A 15,060-nucleotide genomic window follows, 5' to 3' on the forward strand; every position below is an offset into this window, starting at 1 on the left:
CCCGCCTGTGTGGCGGGTATGGCGAACCGGGTGTGGAACTGTTCGTGTATGGCCAGATCGCCTTTAACGAACAGGCGCCAGCACCGAAACTCTATCCCGCGCGGCAGACCCTGGAGGCCTCACAGGCAATCGCCCGTTTGCACGGCCTGAAAGACAGTCACGTGGTGTTCGCCCAACAGAACCCGGCCGCGATCGATGCCGGGGTGTTCCACAACGACGTTATCGCGGTGGGCAATGGCAACGCGTTGTTCTACCACGAGCTGGCATTCCTGGACGAAGAAACGGTGTTGGCGGATATCCGCTCACGCCTGACGGGTGCGGAACTGGAGGCCGTGCGTGTCACCAGTGAGCAAGTGCCTTTGGAAGACGCCGTTGCCTCCTACCTGTTCAACAGTCAGTTGCTGAACACGCCCGACGGCATGATGCTGGCGGTGCCGGGGGAGTGCCGTGAAAATGCGTCGGTCAGCCGTTATCTGGATGAGCTGGTCGAAGGCGCGGGCCCTATTACCTCGGTGGAGGTTTTCGACGTCAAACAGTCGATGCGCAACGGCGGCGGGCCGGCGTGTTTGCGTTTGCGGGTGGTGTTGAATGACGACGAACTCAAGGCCATGCATCACGGCGTGTTGCTCACCGATGCGCTTTACGAGCGCCTGACTACCTGGGTGGAAGCGCACTACCGCGAGGAACTTTCACAGGACGACCTGGGTGACCCGATGCTGCTTGAGGAAGTGCGCAAGGCGCTGGACGAGCTGACGGGGATTCTGGGGCTTGGGTCTATCTACGATTTCCAGCTCTGACCCGGTTCTGTCCTCTTTTCTCAGGACGAGATAGAGGACGTCAGCATCTCCATGGTATGGCGTATCAGTGATTCCGCGGAAACGTTGTACTCCAGGCCACTACCCAAGCCACTATCCAGGTCACTATCGGCCATTTCGCTCTGGCACAGCATGATCACGCCGTGCAGGGCGCCGCGTAGATAAAGCGCTGTCTCCGCCGGATCATGGATGCGGTCGCGGTTCATGGTGCCGTCTTCCAGCCCCAGGTGTATTGCACCGACCATCAACTCCATGGTTTCCGCCTTGCAGCCAAACATCTCGCCCGCCAACTCATCATCGGCCTCTGCCATCGCCGTGGAGGCGGTCGTCAGTGCGGAGAAGTAATCCGGTTGCTCGCGGTAAAAGTTGTAATAGGCGACCCCCATGGCGGAGATCTGAGCCAGCCCGGTATCAGCCGTCTGACGCGCCTCCTCAAAGCGACGGCACAGGCTGTGGCCGGCACGCAGCATGATGCCGCGCTGGATTGCCGCCTTATCCTTGAAGTAGACGTACAGTAATGCGCGGCTGAGTGCGGCCGTGCGGGCGATGTCGTCCATGGATGTGCGCTCGTAGCCCTTCTCCGCAAACACCAACTCCGCGGCATCCAGGATGCTGTCGTACCTGGCCTGCTTCTCTTTCTCTCTACGGGTTTTTAACGGCTCACTCATAGGGGATTCCGGATAATTGAGACTGCGCTCTCATGATACATGGTTAGAGATGAAAACCGATTATTGACAAGTTGTCAAAGAATGACATTATGTCTGATAATGAATTTTTGTCCATTGGATGGATGATGAAAAAACACCGTGACCATGGAAGAGAGGACTTCTCGATGAGCATCGCCCGGCGTTCCGCCATTGTTTCCCTTGTAGCCGTTGCAAGCCTGCTTGTTGGCGGCTGTAAATCCAGTGAATCGGCGCCAGAACAGGGCGCTGCCCCGGTGACGGTGCGCGCGACCGATGTCACCGGGGGGCAGACGGAAGGGGTGTCCCTGCGGTTTTCCGGCATCGTGCGGGCAGCCCAGCGGGCGACGCTGACGTTCCAGGTCAGTGGTACCCTGCGAGAGCGCGCGGTCGAACTGGGGCAGACCGTCAAGACCGATGACCTTCTGGCGCGGGTATATAACCCCGCACTGGAACCGGCACGGGATTCCGCAGCTGCCCGGCTGGACGAACTGAGAACCCAATATGATCAGGCCAAACGGGAGTGGGAACGCTCCCGCCAACTGCACGAGCGCGGGGTCGTTTCAGAGCAGGGACTCGAGCAACTGGCTTCCCGGCGGGACAGCCTGAAAGCCAGTATGGCAACGGCCGAAGCATCTCTTGCCGAGGCCACACGCTTACTGCGAGAGAGTGAACTGAGGGCGCCGTTCGACGGCCGGGTTGAAGCCTTGCTGGTGGAACGGGATGAGTTTGTGGCCTCCGGCCAGCCGGTGATGCGTCTGTCGTCCCCAGAGGGGCGCGAAGTGGAAGTGCGGGTACCGGCGTATATGCTCAACCATGTGTCGCTGTCGCAACTGCTGCCGGTCTGGTCGGTGCAGGATCGCAACCGTGCGCCAGTCACCGGCTCCATTGTGGAAATTGCCCAGCCCGGAGGTGTTCGCGGCGAGCTCCATCCGGTATTGGTCAGCCTGCCGGCAGATACCCTCGAACCCGGGGAGCCGGTGGAAGTGGGTATTACGCCCCGTGAAACCGTGGCCACGACGGTGCCGTTGTTGTCGGTGATGAAATCCAACGGAGGCGCCAGCGTGTTCCGCATTTCCGATGGCGTTGCCCGCCGTGTGCCGGTGACGGTGCAGCGGATTATCGGTGAGCGTGTAGTGGTGGATGCCTCCGATCTTAGCGCTGGTGATCAGGTGGTCTTTGCCGGCATGACCCGTATTTCCGACGGTGATTCCGTGGAGGTGCGCTGATGTCACTGCGCCTGCTGAACTTTCAACGCTTGCTGGGCATGGTGGTGACCATGCTGTGCCTCCTGGGGATTGCGGCCTACAGCACCATGCCGCGCCAGGAAGATCCTTCATTTCCCTATCGCGCCGGTCTGATTAGCATCAACTACCCAGGCGCCAGCGCCGAAGCCGTTGAGCGGTTGGTACTGCAGCCATTGTCGGACGAGTTGCGCCAGGTGGAGGAGGTTGATTACACCCAGGCCACTGCCCGCACCGGTGTGGCGATTTTCAACGTGCGCCTGAACGACACCATCTACGATACCGATTCCGCCTGGGACCGTGTCCGCCAGGCCATGGACCGGGCGCGCCTGGATTTCCCGGATGACGTTGGCCAGATGGTTCTGGACGACCGCCTGATTGATATTCCTGCCATTATTCTTGCGGTCAGCGGTTCTGGTTCGGTTACCGAACTGAGCGACGTGGCGGAGCGCCTGAAACAGAATCTGGCGGACATTTCCGGCGTGTCCCGTATTGAACTGGAGGGTGACGCGGACGAACAGATCACCCTGGCGCTGGACGACGCAGCCATGTACCGGCTGGGCATTTCCCCCGCACGCGTGCTGGACACGTTGGCGCGCCGCAACCAGACCACGCCGGGCGGTTTTGTTATCGCCGACGGTCGTCGTCTGTCGGTGTTGCCAAACAGCGAATTCACCAGTGTGGATGCCATTCGCGCGACGCCCATTGAACTGCCGGACGGCTCCCAGGTGCCCCTCGCCGCGGCTGCTGAAGTCTGGCGTGGCCCAGCGGAGCCCCGGCAACCGGAAGCCTGGTACGACGGTGAACGGGTAGTGCTGGTTTCCATGATCATGGAGGAGGGCAGTACCGACGCCATTCGGTTTGGCGAACGTGTGCGGGAACGGCTATCGACGATCCGTGACGAGTTCGCTCCCTATGAAATCCGCGAGATGTTCTTCCAGCCCGATAAGGTGGAAGAGCGGCTCGACAACCTGGCCTGGAGCCTGGTGATGTCCGTTATCATCATTGTGGCCGTGGTGTTCACCGGTATGGGCATCCGCATGGGGCTGCTGGTGGCGTCGATCCTGCCGATGGTGGCGTTGATCAGTATCGGCCTTTATGACTTGGGGGGTGGTGTACTGCACCAGATTGCTGTCATCGGCATGGTGATTTCCCTCGGTATCCTGATCGACAACGCCATTGTGATTGTCGAGAGCATTCAGGGGTACCTGGATGACGGCATGCGATGGCTGGACGCCCTGAAACAATCTGTGAAGGAGCTGGCGGGACCGCTGGGAGCCTCCACGGGCACTACCATCGCGGCGTTCATGCCGTTGTTGCTGTCCAAGGGTGGCACGGCGGATTTCACCCGTGGTGTGCCAGTGATGATCATGCTCACCCTCTCCGTCAGTTATCTGCTGGCGGTGTCCGCCGTACCGCTGCTGGCGGCCCGCTTCCTGAAACCCCGCAAGACAGACGCGCGGGAAGACAAGCTGGTTGGGCTTTCCCGTTTTCTCGGCGCCCTGGTGGCCAGGCGTCCGGGCACCTTGATCCTTGCGGGTACGGCACTGGTGGTGTTCAGCCTGTCACTCACGCCGTTCATGAAACAGCAGTTTTTCCCCAACGCGGATCGTCCCCAGGTGGTGGTTGAGCTTTACATGCCCGAAGGCACGGATCAGGAGCGCACGTCCAGTGTGGCGGCCGACCTTGAGCGTGCGATCCGCTCCCGACCAGAGGCCCTGGAGGTGCATCGGTTTGTTGGCTTTACCGGCCCCAGCTTCTATTACAATCTGCAGCGTGAGCCCCAGGCGCCGAACCGCGGGCGAATCGTGGTATCAACGCCCACCCTGGAAGACACCACCGGCCTGGTGCAGTGGATTCGTGACTACGCCGGGCATGAAATGCCGGAGTTGCAGTTAACAGCGGGAATACTGGGGCAGGGGCCGCCACGGGCAGCGCCGGTGGAAGTGCGGGTCTATCACGCCAACGACGACACCCGCGCCCGTGCCGTGGAACAGGTGTTCTCGGCGTTACGCAGCGTTAAGGGCACGGTGGATGTGCGCCACAACCTGGATATCGGCGTACCGAGCATTGCCATCAATGTGGACGATGCCAGCGCGGCCCGATACGGCCTGAACCGTGCCGATGTTGCCCAAAGCCTCTACGGTCAGAGCTTTGGTGTGGTGGCTGAACAGTATCGCCAGGAAGAAGATCCGATTCCCCTGGTGTTGCGCTCCCGGGAAGGCACCAGCCTGTCATTACCACGGTTGCTGTCGGTGAATATCTACAACGATCGGGGCGACGCGGTGCCTCTTTCCGCTATTGCCTCGGTGGAAACGTCCTGGCAATCGGCGGCCCTGTTCCAACGCAATGGCACCCGGATGAATACCGTCTGGTCCAATCTGATAGCAGATTACAGCTTCAGTCAGGCTCTGGAAGGGCTGGAAGCAAGGCTTGCAGAAAATCCTTTGCCCCCGGGTACCCGGCTGGACATGGGTGGTGATGCCGAGGGCTCCGGCGATGCCAACAACGCCTTGCTGACCACGGCGCCCATTGGTGTGCTGTTGCTGCTGTTCTTCCTGCTTATTCAGTTCAATTCCTTCCGGCGTGTCGGCATTATCCTGCTGACCGTGCCACTGGCCACCGTGGGTATCTTCCCGGGGTTGGTATTCTCCGGCTCACCGTTCGGCTTTCAGTCTCTGCTGGGCGTTATCGCCCTGGTGGGGATTGTGGTGAACAACGCCATCGTATTGCTGGATGTGATGGATCGGCAGTTGGAGAAAGGCGATCGCATCCGCGACGCCGTTCGCAAGGCGGTGGAGCAGCGCACCCGGCCCATCCTTCTGACCACCGCAACGACGGTTGCCGGCTTGTTGCCGTTGGCGTTCTCCAGCTCCACCCTGTGGCCGCCAATGGCCTGGGCCATTATCTCGGGCCTGCTGGCCTCTACGGTACTGACGTTGCTGGTGGTACCGTCGGTCTGTACCCACGTGATCAGCTGCAAGGTGGCAGAGCCAGAGAACGCTCCGGCCTGACGCTAGCGGGTGGGTCTGATCATCAGGCCTACCCGCTGGCCAACGGGTACGTCGCGGTTCGGGAACACAATGCCTTCGGGTGTGTCGCCTACCGTGTAGCGGGTGTTACTGTCTTCCCAGATGACCGTGCCCGGGTCGTACATGGTGAAGTTGGCGACGTCGTCTGGCACGTGGAACTGGAAGCTGTCGCCGGTGTTCAGAATTTCATGCACCACTTCAAACACTGTTATCGGTGCTGCCCCCTTGTCCCTTTTCGGCGGTTCCTCGCCTTTCAGTCGTCGTCGCAAGGCATTGGCAATACCCGTGAAGCGGCCGAGATCGTTCTGCCCGAAAGGCCGTACCTTGCCAAGTTCCACAGTGAAGCTTTCTGCTCCCAGTTCGGACGAGGAAAACGAGGCGAAGGTGGTGCCTTCACGATGCTGCAATAGCAGGGTTTCCACCTCCGCCTCCAGCAGGAAATCAATCTGCCCATCCGGAATATCCCGTCCCTCCACAAACGGATAGAGGGCGAACTTCTCCCGCAATGACGGGCGAATGGCGGTGTGCAGGTCGTAGTGGCACACATTGGCAGAGTGTTTGGTGGCGAAGGCCCTGCAGGCGTCCTCCAGCAACCGGGCCCGCTCCGCCTCGGGAAAGTTCCGGTATTCCGGTTTACGGTGGGCGCCACCGAACAGGCGGTTGAGGTTCACGTCAATAAAGCGCTGGCCAGCATCCATCGCCATTGGGTTGCCAAGTATCAACAGCGCCGGGCAGGCCAGTTGCCATTGACCGTCGATCAGCTCATTCAACAGATGGTTCAGAACCTCAATGGGCGCGGTTTCATTCCCATGGATGCCAGCGGAAACAATCAGCGACTCATTGTTGGGGTTGGGGCGCCCAGTAGGGGGTTCCAGATAGAGGAGCCCGGAGTCCTGCAACTGCAACCCCGTGCCGTCGTCCAGAACAACAATCTTTTCCGATGTTGCGTGCTCTGTTCGCGTGAGCGTGTGAGAAAGCCAATCAAGGCCAGGACCAAAAATCATTTCAGCTGCGCTCCGGACGTCCCTGCACTGTGGATTTGTCAGCCACTCACCGGCCGTTGATGTTGCAACAGATAGTTTTCCAGCTTGCGGAAAGCAAACACCAACATAAACGTCAAAACCATGTAGAGCAGCGCCACAAAGATAAACGCATCAAAGGGGGCGTAGAATCGGGAATAAATGTTCCGCGCCGCCCCGGTCAGGTCCACCAGGGTCACCACGCTGGCAATGGCACTGGCGTGAAGCATGAAAATGACTTCGTTGGAGTATGCCTGCACACCCCGCCTCGCCGCGCTCGGCAGGATAATCCGGCGCATCCGCAGTGCCCAGCTCATGCCATAGGCCTTTGCCGCCTCAATCTCCCCACTGGGTGTGGCTACAATGGCACCCCGGATAATCTCCGTGGTGTAGGCGGCGGTATTCAGTGTGAACGCCAGCAGGGCCGGGTAGAAAGCTTCACGGAAGATGTCCCACCAGAAGGTTTGCTGGATACCCTCTATCTGGGCCAGGCCGTAGTAAATGATGTACAGCTGGATCAACAACGGTGTGCCCCGGAAAATATAGGTATAGAACCAGACCGGGCCGTTGATCAGTGGGTTCTTCGAGGTGCGCATGATCGCCAGGGGAACGGCAACCAGCAGGCCCAGGATCAGTGACAGAAATACCAGTTGAACGGTAGTGACCAGCCCGCCCCAGTATTCCATGATGGTGGGGGCGGTGAAGATATCGTTCTGGTTAAGCAGTTCAGCAAGAAATTCAGGCATGGTTCAGCTCCCCTGTACCACGCCAATATTGGCGCGCTTGTTGAGCCACTTGATAAACAGCTCGGAACCGGCTGTCAGGCTGAGGTAAACAAACGCCACCGGAATAAAGAAATGGAATGGCATGCGCTCGGCCTTGGCGGCTTCTTCGGCGACACGCACCATATCGGTCAGGCCGATGATGGAGACCAGTGCGGTGGTTTTGAGCAGTACCTGCCAGTTATTGCCGATGCCAGGAAGGGCATGGCGCAGCATCTGCGGCAATATGATTCGGTGAAACGTGCGCCAGCGGCTGAAACCGTAGGCACGGGCCGCTTCAATCTGACCGCTCTCCACGGCGAGAAAGGCACCACGGAACGTCTCCGCCATGTAGGCACCGAAGATCAGGCCAATGGTGATGACACCGGAGATAAAAGGGTCAAACTGGAAGAAGAAGTCTATGTCGTAGGCGTCGTAGAGGTAATCCGACAGGTTATTAACCGCGACCTGGCCGCCATAGTAAAACAGCAACATCATGACCAGATCCGGTACGCCACGGATCAGGGTGGTATACGTGGTCGCAATCCCAATGGCTACCCGGCTTTTGGACAGCTTGGCGGAAGCGCCAATCAGCCCCAGAACCAGCGCGAGAGCAAGGGAAAAGAAGGCCAGTTCAATGGTGACCACAGCCCCTTCCAGCAGGGCCGGGCCGTAGCCTTTCAAGTCAATCATGGGTACATCCGGTAAGCGGGGGCAGCAAAAAACGCTGCCCCCGGGCCAGTTTTACATCTTGATGTCGTAAGCGAAGTACTTTTCCATGATGGTGTCGTAGGTACCATCTTCCTTCAGGGTGGCAAGCGCCTCGTTGACTTCCTGCGCCAGATCCTCGTCACGCTTGCGCATGGCGACGCCCACGCCCTGGCCGAGTTTGACCGGCTCGCCAACTTCCTTGAAGCCATCCTTGCTCAGGACGGTCTGCTCACCAACCGGGTAGTCCACAAAGACCACGTCCAGGCGCTGGCCTTCCAGGTCAAGGACCATGTCGTCAGCGGTGGTGTAGCGCTTGATGGTCACAACGCCACCCATTTTTTCGGTCACAAAGGTGTCCATGGTGGTGCCGCGCTGTACGCCAACGGTCATCCCTTCCATGGCGGCCATGTCGGTGACGTCGGTGTTGAAGCTTTCGGGGCCGAACCAGCCACCCGGAGTGTTGTAGTACGGCTCGGAGAACAGCACACGCTCAGCACGTTCGGGCGTAATGGACATGGAGGACATGATCAGGTCGAACTTGCGCGCCAGCAGGCCCGGAATCATACCGTCCCATGCCTGGATAACGAATTCGCAGTTGGCGTTCATCTCTTCACACATGGCTTCGGCCAGTTCCACTTCGAAACCGGTCAGTTCGTCGTTTTCATCCTTGTATTCGAACGGCTCGTAGGGCACGTCGAAGGCGATGCGAAGGTTACGTTCCTGGGCGTGGGCGACACCGGCCATCATGGCCAGGGCGACGCTTGCTGCAACAATCAGTTTTCTCATGAGTCACTTCTCCAGTAGTCAGCCTTGTGGGCTTTATTATCGGCAGTGGTCTGCCTTATTTTGCTGGTTTTGGCATTTACTTCCGGGGCGGATCTGCCCCGACAAGGAAACATGGTTTCAAGATAGCACTGCACGTCAGAACTTTGGAGCCAGAAACTGCTTCATTCTTTCTGAATCCGGATTGTCGAAGACTTTGTCCGGTGTACCTTGCTCCTCGATCACGCCCTGATGCAAAAACAGGACCTGGGATGACACATCCCGCGCAAACGACATTTCGTGGGTTACCACGATCATGGTTCTGCCTTCTTCCGCGAGGTTCTGCATGACTTTCAAAACCTCACCAACGAGCTCTGGGTCGAGCGCGGACGTGGGTTCGTCAAACAGCATCACTTCCGGCTCCATGGCCAGGGCACGGGCAATGGCGGCCCGCTGTTGCTGCCCGCCTGACATCTGGGCCGGGTAGTAGTCCTTGCGCTCGTAGATGCCGACCTTTTCAAGATAGGCTTCGGCCCTTTCGATGGCTTCTTTTCTGGGCACTTTGAGCACGTGAATAGGGGCTTCAATGATGTTTTCCAGCACGGTCATGTGAGACCAGAGGTTGAAGCTCTGGAAGACCATGGAAAGCCGGGCGCGAATCAGTTCAACTTGCCTGTTGTCCGCCGGAATCCGCTCGCCCTTGCGGTTGGTGGTGAACCGAATCGGGTCGCCGTGCACGATAATGTCGCCGGAGGTGGGTGTCTCGAGCATGTTGATACAGCGCAGAAACGTACTCTTACCGGAGCCGGAGCTGCCGATCAGGGAAACGACATCCCCCTTCTTTGTTTCCAGTGAAATGCCCTTGAGGACTTCCAGTTGATCAAAGGTCTTGTGGATGTCCTTGCAGATCAGAGGCGCTGAATCCGCCATAGGTGGCTCCCGAGGCTATATAACAAAGGCGCAAGTTTTACGGGCTGTGGATGCGGAAATCAATCCCCCTAAAGCGGGGTTTTTCTGTTTTTCATTACACATACCGCGTGTTAATTGTGGATTATTGAACGTTTGATGCAAGCTTTTTGCCGTTTATGCCCGTTGTGGTGGCTTTTCCGATGTTGCCGATGCGTGCAGGGAGACCCGGATAATGGCCGTTCCCTGTTGCTCGATCGTACGCATGGCGTCACTGACAAAACGCACATGGGCCATGGCGATGCGTTTTGCCGCCTCAGGCTTTCCTGCCATCACCGCCTGGTAGATTCGCTTGTGTTGCCGGGAGATCTTGTTGCGCATTTCCTCACGCGGATTCAGGTTGGCCACGGAGGCTTCCACCGTCAACAGCATGAGGTTCTTCAAGCCATTCAGAACATGCACCAGGACCGGATTGTGGGACGCTTCCACGATGGCCTGATGGAAACTGTGATCCGGCCGGGCGTTGGTGAGTGGGTCGGTCTGTTCGAGCGCGGAATAGGCCTTGGTGATGCGATGGAGGTCCAGCGCAGTGGCCCGCTGTGCGGCCAGGTAGGCGGCCTGGCCTTCCAGTTGCTCCCGTACCTCGAGCAGGTCATACAGAGTGCGCGGGTGGCCGGTAAACATCTGCAATAACGGGCTGTCCTCGCCGTCTTCCTCGCTGCCGGGCACGATGCGGGCTACAAAGGAACCCTTGCCATGCCGGGTTTCAATCACGCCCCGCCCCTGCAGTTCGTGTAGGGCTTCGCGGATGATGGCACGGGACACGCCAAGACGGGTGGCCAGTTGCCGTTCCGAGGGCATTTTCTGTTCCGGCGCCAGCCCGCCGTCGAGAATGAGCCGTTCGAGTCGATAGGAGATTTCCTGAGCGATTGCCATGATGTTTCCTGCTGGGGCCACTGGTCGGACCAGTTGTTTTTATCGTGTCTTGATTTAAAGAATCCCTTTCGGGACCAGTAAATATGGCTCATTACGGCGTTTTCGTCTATCCGGCATTTACAAAACTGGTCTGACCAGTTGGCAATCTTCTGGACTAAACCCGGCAGGACTACGAATATCGATTCAATGCCGGTTGTTGCCGGCGTTGACCTGACCCCGATAAAAACAATGTCAACGGAGATGTGTCGATGAATACCAACGAGAACAGTGAGCAGTACAGCGCTCCGCACACCCAGGCCTTATCCACCACACCCAGGCGCGGCTTCCTGAAATCGGTCGCCCTTGCCGCTGCCTTCTGCGGCGTGGCGCTAGCCGGTGCAGGGCAGGCGCAGGCGGCAACCACCTGGAAGATTCAGTCGGTATGGGACGCCGGCACCGTGGGCTATGACCTGTTCGAGGAATGGGCCAACAGCATGGAAGAGAAATCCGGTGGTGAGTTGATCATAAAACCCTATCCGGCAAAATCTGTCGCGGCGGATAACAATGCCCTTTTCGAGGCAGTTCGTAACGGCGTTCTGCAGGGCATGAATCCTTTCACCCTGTACTGGTCCGGCAAGATTCCGGCCTCGGTTTTCCTGTCATCCTACCCTGCGGGCCCGGACCAGCCGCACATGTGGGACATCATGTTCTATTCCATGGGCATGCTGGAAAAAACCCGCGAAATCTACAAGAAGTACGGCCTGTTTTACGTCGGCCCCATCCAGCACGATGCCAATATTATTCACTCCAAGAAGCCGGTTAACAGTCTGGCCGATATGGAAGGCATGAAGATGCGCGTACCGGGCGGTATGGTCGCGGAAGTATTCCAGCAGTTTGGTGTGTCCACGGTGAGTCTTCCGGGCTCGGATATTTTCCCAGCTCTGGAGAAGGGCACTATCGACGCCGCTGACTACGTTGGCCCTGCAGTGAATTATGAGCTGGGCTTCTCCCAGGTGACCGACTACATCATGTTCGGGCCTCCTGGCGTTATGTCCATCTACCAGCCGGTGGACCTGATGGACCTGACCGTGAATCTGCGGGCCTGGAATGCGCTTGATCCGAAACTGCAGCAACTGGTTGAAGACGAAGTGCGTAACTATTCCCAGAAGCACTATCTGACTATCCAGGAGCGCAACATTGCGGCCATGGAGAAGTTCAAGGCAGACGGTTCCACGGTAACCCGGCTTAGTCAGCAGGATGTTAATGAGTTCCGGAAAGCAGCGATCCCGATCTGGTTCAACTGGGCGAACAAAAACGAAGACGCAAAGGCCATTTTGGATATTCAGATTGAATACATGATGAACGAAACCGTTGGCTACCTCGATGAGGAAGACCTGAAAGGCATGTAAGCCTGTATAACCATAAAAAACTGATCACGGGGAAGGCAGGGAATGCTGTGAAGGCATGCCCTCCCTTCCCCGCTCTGTGATTAAGGTGACAACAACATGTCTGATTTGAGTGCGTTTGGCTTTGTGCTGCCTCACTGGTTCTATTGGGGCTGGCTGGCGGTGATGCCGCTGATCATGATGGCTCTGGACCGCTGGCTATCCCAGCGCGGTGTAGAAGCCGTCGATAAGAATGCCGAGGCCAGCGAAAAGCTTCAGCAGATTGAAGCGGAACTAAAAAAAACCGTTGATTACAGTGACGCCAGCAACTGGTTCACCAAATCAGTGGACTGGATCAGCCAGAAATCCGGCGTCTTTATTTCTTTCTGGACCGTGAATGCGGTGGTGTTCTACTTCTTTGAAGTAGTCATGCGCTACCTGTTCAACCAGCCCACTATCTGGGTCCACGAAGCCAGCTTTCTGCTGTTCGGTATGCAGTATCTGATGGCCGGGGCATTTGCACTGCTTCATGGCGCCCATGTTCGGGTTGACGTGGTTTATAACTTCCTGCCGACGCGTGGTCGCGTGGGTATGGACATATTCACTTCCATGTTTTTCTTTATGTTTGCGATTGCGTTGATGATTACCTCCTGGACCTTCCTGGAAAACTCCTACTCGATGGATGAGCGAACCGTTGAAACCTGGGGCATTCATTACTGGCCTGTTAAAGGCATCATGCTGCTGGGGTCGACGCTGCTGTTCCTGGCTGGCCTGTCCAAATTGCTCAAGGACATCGTTATCTACATCAAACTTGGCCGGGAGCAAAGCGCATGAGCTCAGATACTATGACCAACGCCAACCCCGGCAATCCTCTGATCGGCAAGCTTGGCACCTGGCTGATGATCATCGCCACGATCGCGCTCGGTTTTGTGATGTTGGTGGAAGTCATCAACATCCTGTTCTACGACCCCTGGAGTGACGAGAGATTCCTGTTCAGGCTCTCTGGCATTCTGTCGGATGTAAAGATTGGTCCTCTGACCTACATCATGTTCGGCTCTCTGGCCGTGCTGTTGATGATGGGGTTGCCGCTGGCGTTTGTGACCGGTGGCCTGGGTGTGATGTTCGTCTATCTGGTGGGCGACTCGATGATGCTGAACATCATCCCCAGTCGCATCTTCCCGATGATGACCAACTCGGACCTGGCGGCGATTCCGCTGTTCATTTTCATGGCGTCAATGCTGGAACGGGCTGGCCTGATCGAAGAGATGTTCAACGTGGTTTACAAATGGATGGGCGGCCTTGGTGGCGGCCTGGCCATTGCAACCATCATGGCATCCACGATTCTGGCCGCAATGGTCGGTGTGATTGGTGCCGCAGTGGTGACGATGGGCATTATTGCACTGCCAGCGATGCTCAAGCGTGGCTACGACCAGAAGATAGCGTTGGGCTCGATCATGGCCGGGGGTACCCTGGGCATTTTGATTCCGCCGTCCATTCTGGCGATCCTCTACGCCGTTGTGGCACAGCAGTCGGTGGGTGAGCTCTATCTGGGCTCGGTGATTCCGGGCCTGATTCTCGCCAGTCTGTATATCCTGTACGTGGGCATTCGCTCGTATATCAATCCAAAGCTGGGGCCACCAGTTCCAGAGGAAGAGCGGATCGGGCTGAAAGAAAAGCTGCTGCTGCTAAAAGACCTGATCGCGCCGCTTTTCCTGGTTTTCCTGGTACTCGGGCTTCTGTTCGGCGGTGTTGCAACGCCCGTAGAGGCAGCAGGCATTGGTTCCTTCGGGGCTATTCTGGTGGCGATGAAGCACAAGGTGTTCTCCATTGCCACGCTCCGGGATGCGTCCGTGACCACCGCCAAGGCAACGGCCATGGTGCTGTGGATTATGTTCGGTGCGTCAGTCTTTGTCGGGTTTTATATCCTGCAGGGCGGACAGGAGTTCATTACCGAAACCATTCTGGGCATCGGCCTCTCATCCTACGCTGTACTGCTGCTGTTGATGGTTCTGCTGGTGGTGTTGGGCATGTTCCTTGACTGGGTTGGTATCCTGCTCTTGGCGGTGCCGATTTTTATCCCCATTGTTGAGGCGTTGGAATTTACGGGCCTGTTCGGCTTGCCGGGTGTGGAAGGTACAGATGTGGTGCTCTGGTTTGGGGTGCTGTATCTGGTGAATATGCAGATGTCGTTCCTCAGCCCACCGTTCGGCTACGCACTTTTCTATATTCGGGGCGTGTGTCCGCCGGATATCACCATGGGCACTATCTTCAAATCGTCTTTGGTATTCTTGGCCATTCAGGCGCTGGGGCTGTTTATCTGCGTACTCATCCCGGGCGTTGTCACATGGCTACCCAATCTGGTTTATGGCTAAAAAAAGGAGTAATGGATTATGTTGACGGTTAATCGGCTTGATCTGGCGGACGCCAGAATCCTCATCGAAGGCGCGGCACAAAAGGCCCGCGAGATCGGCGTTCCCATGTGTATCGCCATTACGGACGAGTCAGGCAATCTGATTGCGTTCGAACGTATGGACGGCGGCAAGATCACCAGTGTGACCATTGCCCAGGACAAGTCGTTCACCGCTTCGGCCGCGAAGAAGGCGACCCACGACTACAACGCGGTCAACGTGCCCGGCAAGCTGGCCTTCGGCATCCATACCGAAGTGGGTGGGCGCATCAGTTCCGTCGGTGGCGGCCTGCCGGTAATGGTCGATGGTGAGGTTGTGGGCGGTATCGGTATCAGTTCCGGTACCCCCCAGCAGGACATGGACTGTGCCCAGGCAGGGATTGATTACTTTGAAACCAAACGCGGTTGACGGCTGTCATA

General features: G+C 57.7%; 14 protein-coding genes. 7 read left to right on the top strand and 7 right to left on the bottom strand.

From position 1 onward, the window contains the following. Window positions 1-797 (top strand): N-succinylarginine dihydrolase (locus B3M52_RS04035; RefSeq protein WP_286748922.1); only part of this gene is annotated, 797 nt, incomplete at its 5' end. 20 nt (window positions 798-817) lie between these two features. Here the strand turns inward: B3M52_RS04035 and B3M52_RS04040 are convergent. Next, window positions 818-1,483 (bottom strand): TetR/AcrR family transcriptional regulator, encoded by a 666-nt coding sequence (locus B3M52_RS04040; protein ID WP_075194356.1) that lies wholly within the window; start codon window positions 1,481-1,483, stop codon window positions 818-820. A 164-nt stretch (window positions 1,484-1,647) separates the two neighbouring features. On the opposite strand from B3M52_RS04040, the gene B3M52_RS04045 reads away from it, so the two are divergent. Then, a complete protein-coding gene (locus B3M52_RS04045; protein WP_075194491.1) occupies window positions 1,648-2,727 on the top strand; it encodes an efflux RND transporter periplasmic adaptor subunit in 1,080 nt (359 codons plus the stop codon). Next, window positions 2,727-5,756, top strand: a complete 3,030-nt coding sequence (locus tag B3M52_RS04050; RefSeq protein ID WP_286748925.1) for an efflux RND transporter permease subunit — start codon at window positions 2,727-2,729, stop codon at window positions 5,754-5,756. Before B3M52_RS04045 ends, B3M52_RS04050 begins: the two co-directional genes overlap by 1 nt. 2 nt (window positions 5,757-5,758) lie before the next feature. On the opposite strand, the gene astE is transcribed toward B3M52_RS04050, so the two are convergent. The 6 genes from astE to B3M52_RS04080 all read right to left on the bottom strand — a co-directional run bounded on the left by astE (window position 5,759) and on the right by B3M52_RS04080 (window position 10,869). Then, window positions 5,759-6,778 carry a succinylglutamate desuccinylase gene (gene astE / locus B3M52_RS04055; RefSeq protein ID WP_075194358.1) on the bottom strand — a complete coding sequence of 340 codons (1,020 nt, stop codon included), beginning with the start codon at window positions 6,776-6,778 and terminating at the stop codon, window positions 5,759-5,761. A gap of 38 nt (window positions 6,779-6,816) precedes the next feature. After that, the gene (locus B3M52_RS04060; protein ID WP_075194359.1) at window positions 6,817-7,539 is read right to left on the bottom strand and encodes an ABC transporter permease; all 723 of its coding nucleotides are present in this window, start codon (window positions 7,537-7,539) and stop codon (window positions 6,817-6,819) included. A 3-nt stretch (window positions 7,540-7,542) separates the two neighbouring features. Continuing rightward, complete coding sequence (locus tag B3M52_RS04065; RefSeq protein WP_036208713.1) at window positions 7,543-8,247, bottom strand: ABC transporter permease; 705 nt, start codon at window positions 8,245-8,247, stop codon at window positions 7,543-7,545. 51 nt (window positions 8,248-8,298) lie between these two features. Next, a complete protein-coding gene (locus B3M52_RS04070) occupies window positions 8,299-9,051 on the bottom strand; it encodes a transporter substrate-binding domain-containing protein (RefSeq protein ID WP_075194360.1) in 753 nt (250 codons plus the stop codon). 135 nt (window positions 9,052-9,186) lie between these two features. Further along, window positions 9,187-9,957, bottom strand: coding sequence for an ABC transporter ATP-binding protein (locus B3M52_RS04075; protein ID WP_091644241.1), 771 nt, complete (start codon window positions 9,955-9,957; stop codon window positions 9,187-9,189). Window positions 9,958-10,110: 153 nt separating this feature from the next. Then, a complete protein-coding gene (locus B3M52_RS04080; protein ID WP_286748927.1) occupies window positions 10,111-10,869 on the bottom strand; it encodes an FCD domain-containing protein in 759 nt (252 codons plus the stop codon). Window positions 10,870-11,117: 248 nt separating this feature from the next. Between B3M52_RS04080 and dctP the strand changes: the two genes are divergently transcribed. The 4 genes from dctP (at window position 11,118) to B3M52_RS04100 (ending at window position 15,049) form a co-directional block, all read left to right on the top strand. Next, entirely contained in the window at window positions 11,118-12,257 is a 1,140-nt protein-coding gene (gene dctP, locus B3M52_RS04085; protein ID WP_278367426.1) for a TRAP transporter substrate-binding protein DctP, read from the top strand. Window positions 12,258-12,353: 96 nt separating this feature from the next. Further along, window positions 12,354-13,067 carry a TRAP transporter small permease subunit gene (locus B3M52_RS04090; protein ID WP_278367427.1) on the top strand — a complete coding sequence of 238 codons (714 nt, stop codon included), beginning with the start codon at window positions 12,354-12,356 and terminating at the stop codon, window positions 13,065-13,067. Continuing rightward, the gene (locus tag B3M52_RS04095; protein WP_286748928.1) at window positions 13,064-14,605 is read left to right on the top strand and encodes a TRAP transporter large permease; all 1,542 of its coding nucleotides are present in this window, start codon (window positions 13,064-13,066) and stop codon (window positions 14,603-14,605) included. Before B3M52_RS04090 ends, B3M52_RS04095 begins: the two co-directional genes overlap by 4 nt. Before the next feature lie 18 nt (window positions 14,606-14,623). Next, on the top strand, window positions 14,624-15,049 hold the full coding sequence (locus B3M52_RS04100; protein WP_286748930.1) for a GlcG/HbpS family heme-binding protein: 426 nt from the start codon (window positions 14,624-14,626) through the stop codon (window positions 15,047-15,049). Window positions 15,050-15,060 lie beyond the last annotated feature (11 nt).

Source organism: Marinobacter sp. UBA2688, assembly GCF_002352785.1.
In the GTDB taxonomy this organism is placed as follows: domain Bacteria; phylum Pseudomonadota; class Gammaproteobacteria; order Pseudomonadales; family Oleiphilaceae; genus Marinobacter; species Marinobacter salarius.

Bases quoted from the DNA above. Each gene is read 5' to 3' on its own strand.
- B3M52_RS04050 (WP_286748925.1), top strand. From the start codon at position 2,727: ATGTCACTGCGCCTGCTGAACTTTCAACGCTTGCTGGGCATGGTGGTG.
- B3M52_RS04040 (WP_075194356.1), bottom strand. From the start codon at position 1,483: ATGAGTGAGCCGTTAAAAACCCGTAGAGAGAAAGAGAAGCAGGCCAGG.
- B3M52_RS04100 (WP_286748930.1), top strand. From the start codon at position 14,624: ATGTTGACGGTTAATCGGCTTGATCTGGCGGACGCCAGAATCCTCATC.
- B3M52_RS04045 (WP_075194491.1), top strand. From the start codon at position 1,648: ATGAGCATCGCCCGGCGTTCCGCCATTGTTTCCCTTGTAGCCGTTGCA.
- B3M52_RS04080 (WP_286748927.1), bottom strand. From the start codon at position 10,869: ATGGCAATCGCTCAGGAAATCTCCTATCGACTCGAACGGCTCATTCTC.
- B3M52_RS04070 (WP_075194360.1), bottom strand. From the start codon at position 9,051: ATGAGAAAACTGATTGTTGCAGCAAGCGTCGCCCTGGCCATGATGGCC.
- B3M52_RS04090 (WP_278367427.1), top strand. From the start codon at position 12,354: ATGTCTGATTTGAGTGCGTTTGGCTTTGTGCTGCCTCACTGGTTCTAT.
- astE (WP_075194358.1), bottom strand. From the start codon at position 6,778: ATGATTTTTGGTCCTGGCCTTGATTGGCTTTCTCACACGCTCACGCGA.
- B3M52_RS04075 (WP_091644241.1), bottom strand. From the start codon at position 9,957: ATGGCGGATTCAGCGCCTCTGATCTGCAAGGACATCCACAAGACCTTT.
- dctP (WP_278367426.1), top strand. From the start codon at position 11,118: ATGAATACCAACGAGAACAGTGAGCAGTACAGCGCTCCGCACACCCAG.
- B3M52_RS04060 (WP_075194359.1), bottom strand. From the start codon at position 7,539: ATGCCTGAATTTCTTGCTGAACTGCTTAACCAGAACGATATCTTCACC.
- B3M52_RS04065 (WP_036208713.1), bottom strand. From the start codon at position 8,247: ATGATTGACTTGAAAGGCTACGGCCCGGCCCTGCTGGAAGGGGCTGTG.
- B3M52_RS04095 (WP_286748928.1), top strand. From the start codon at position 13,064: ATGAGCTCAGATACTATGACCAACGCCAACCCCGGCAATCCTCTGATC.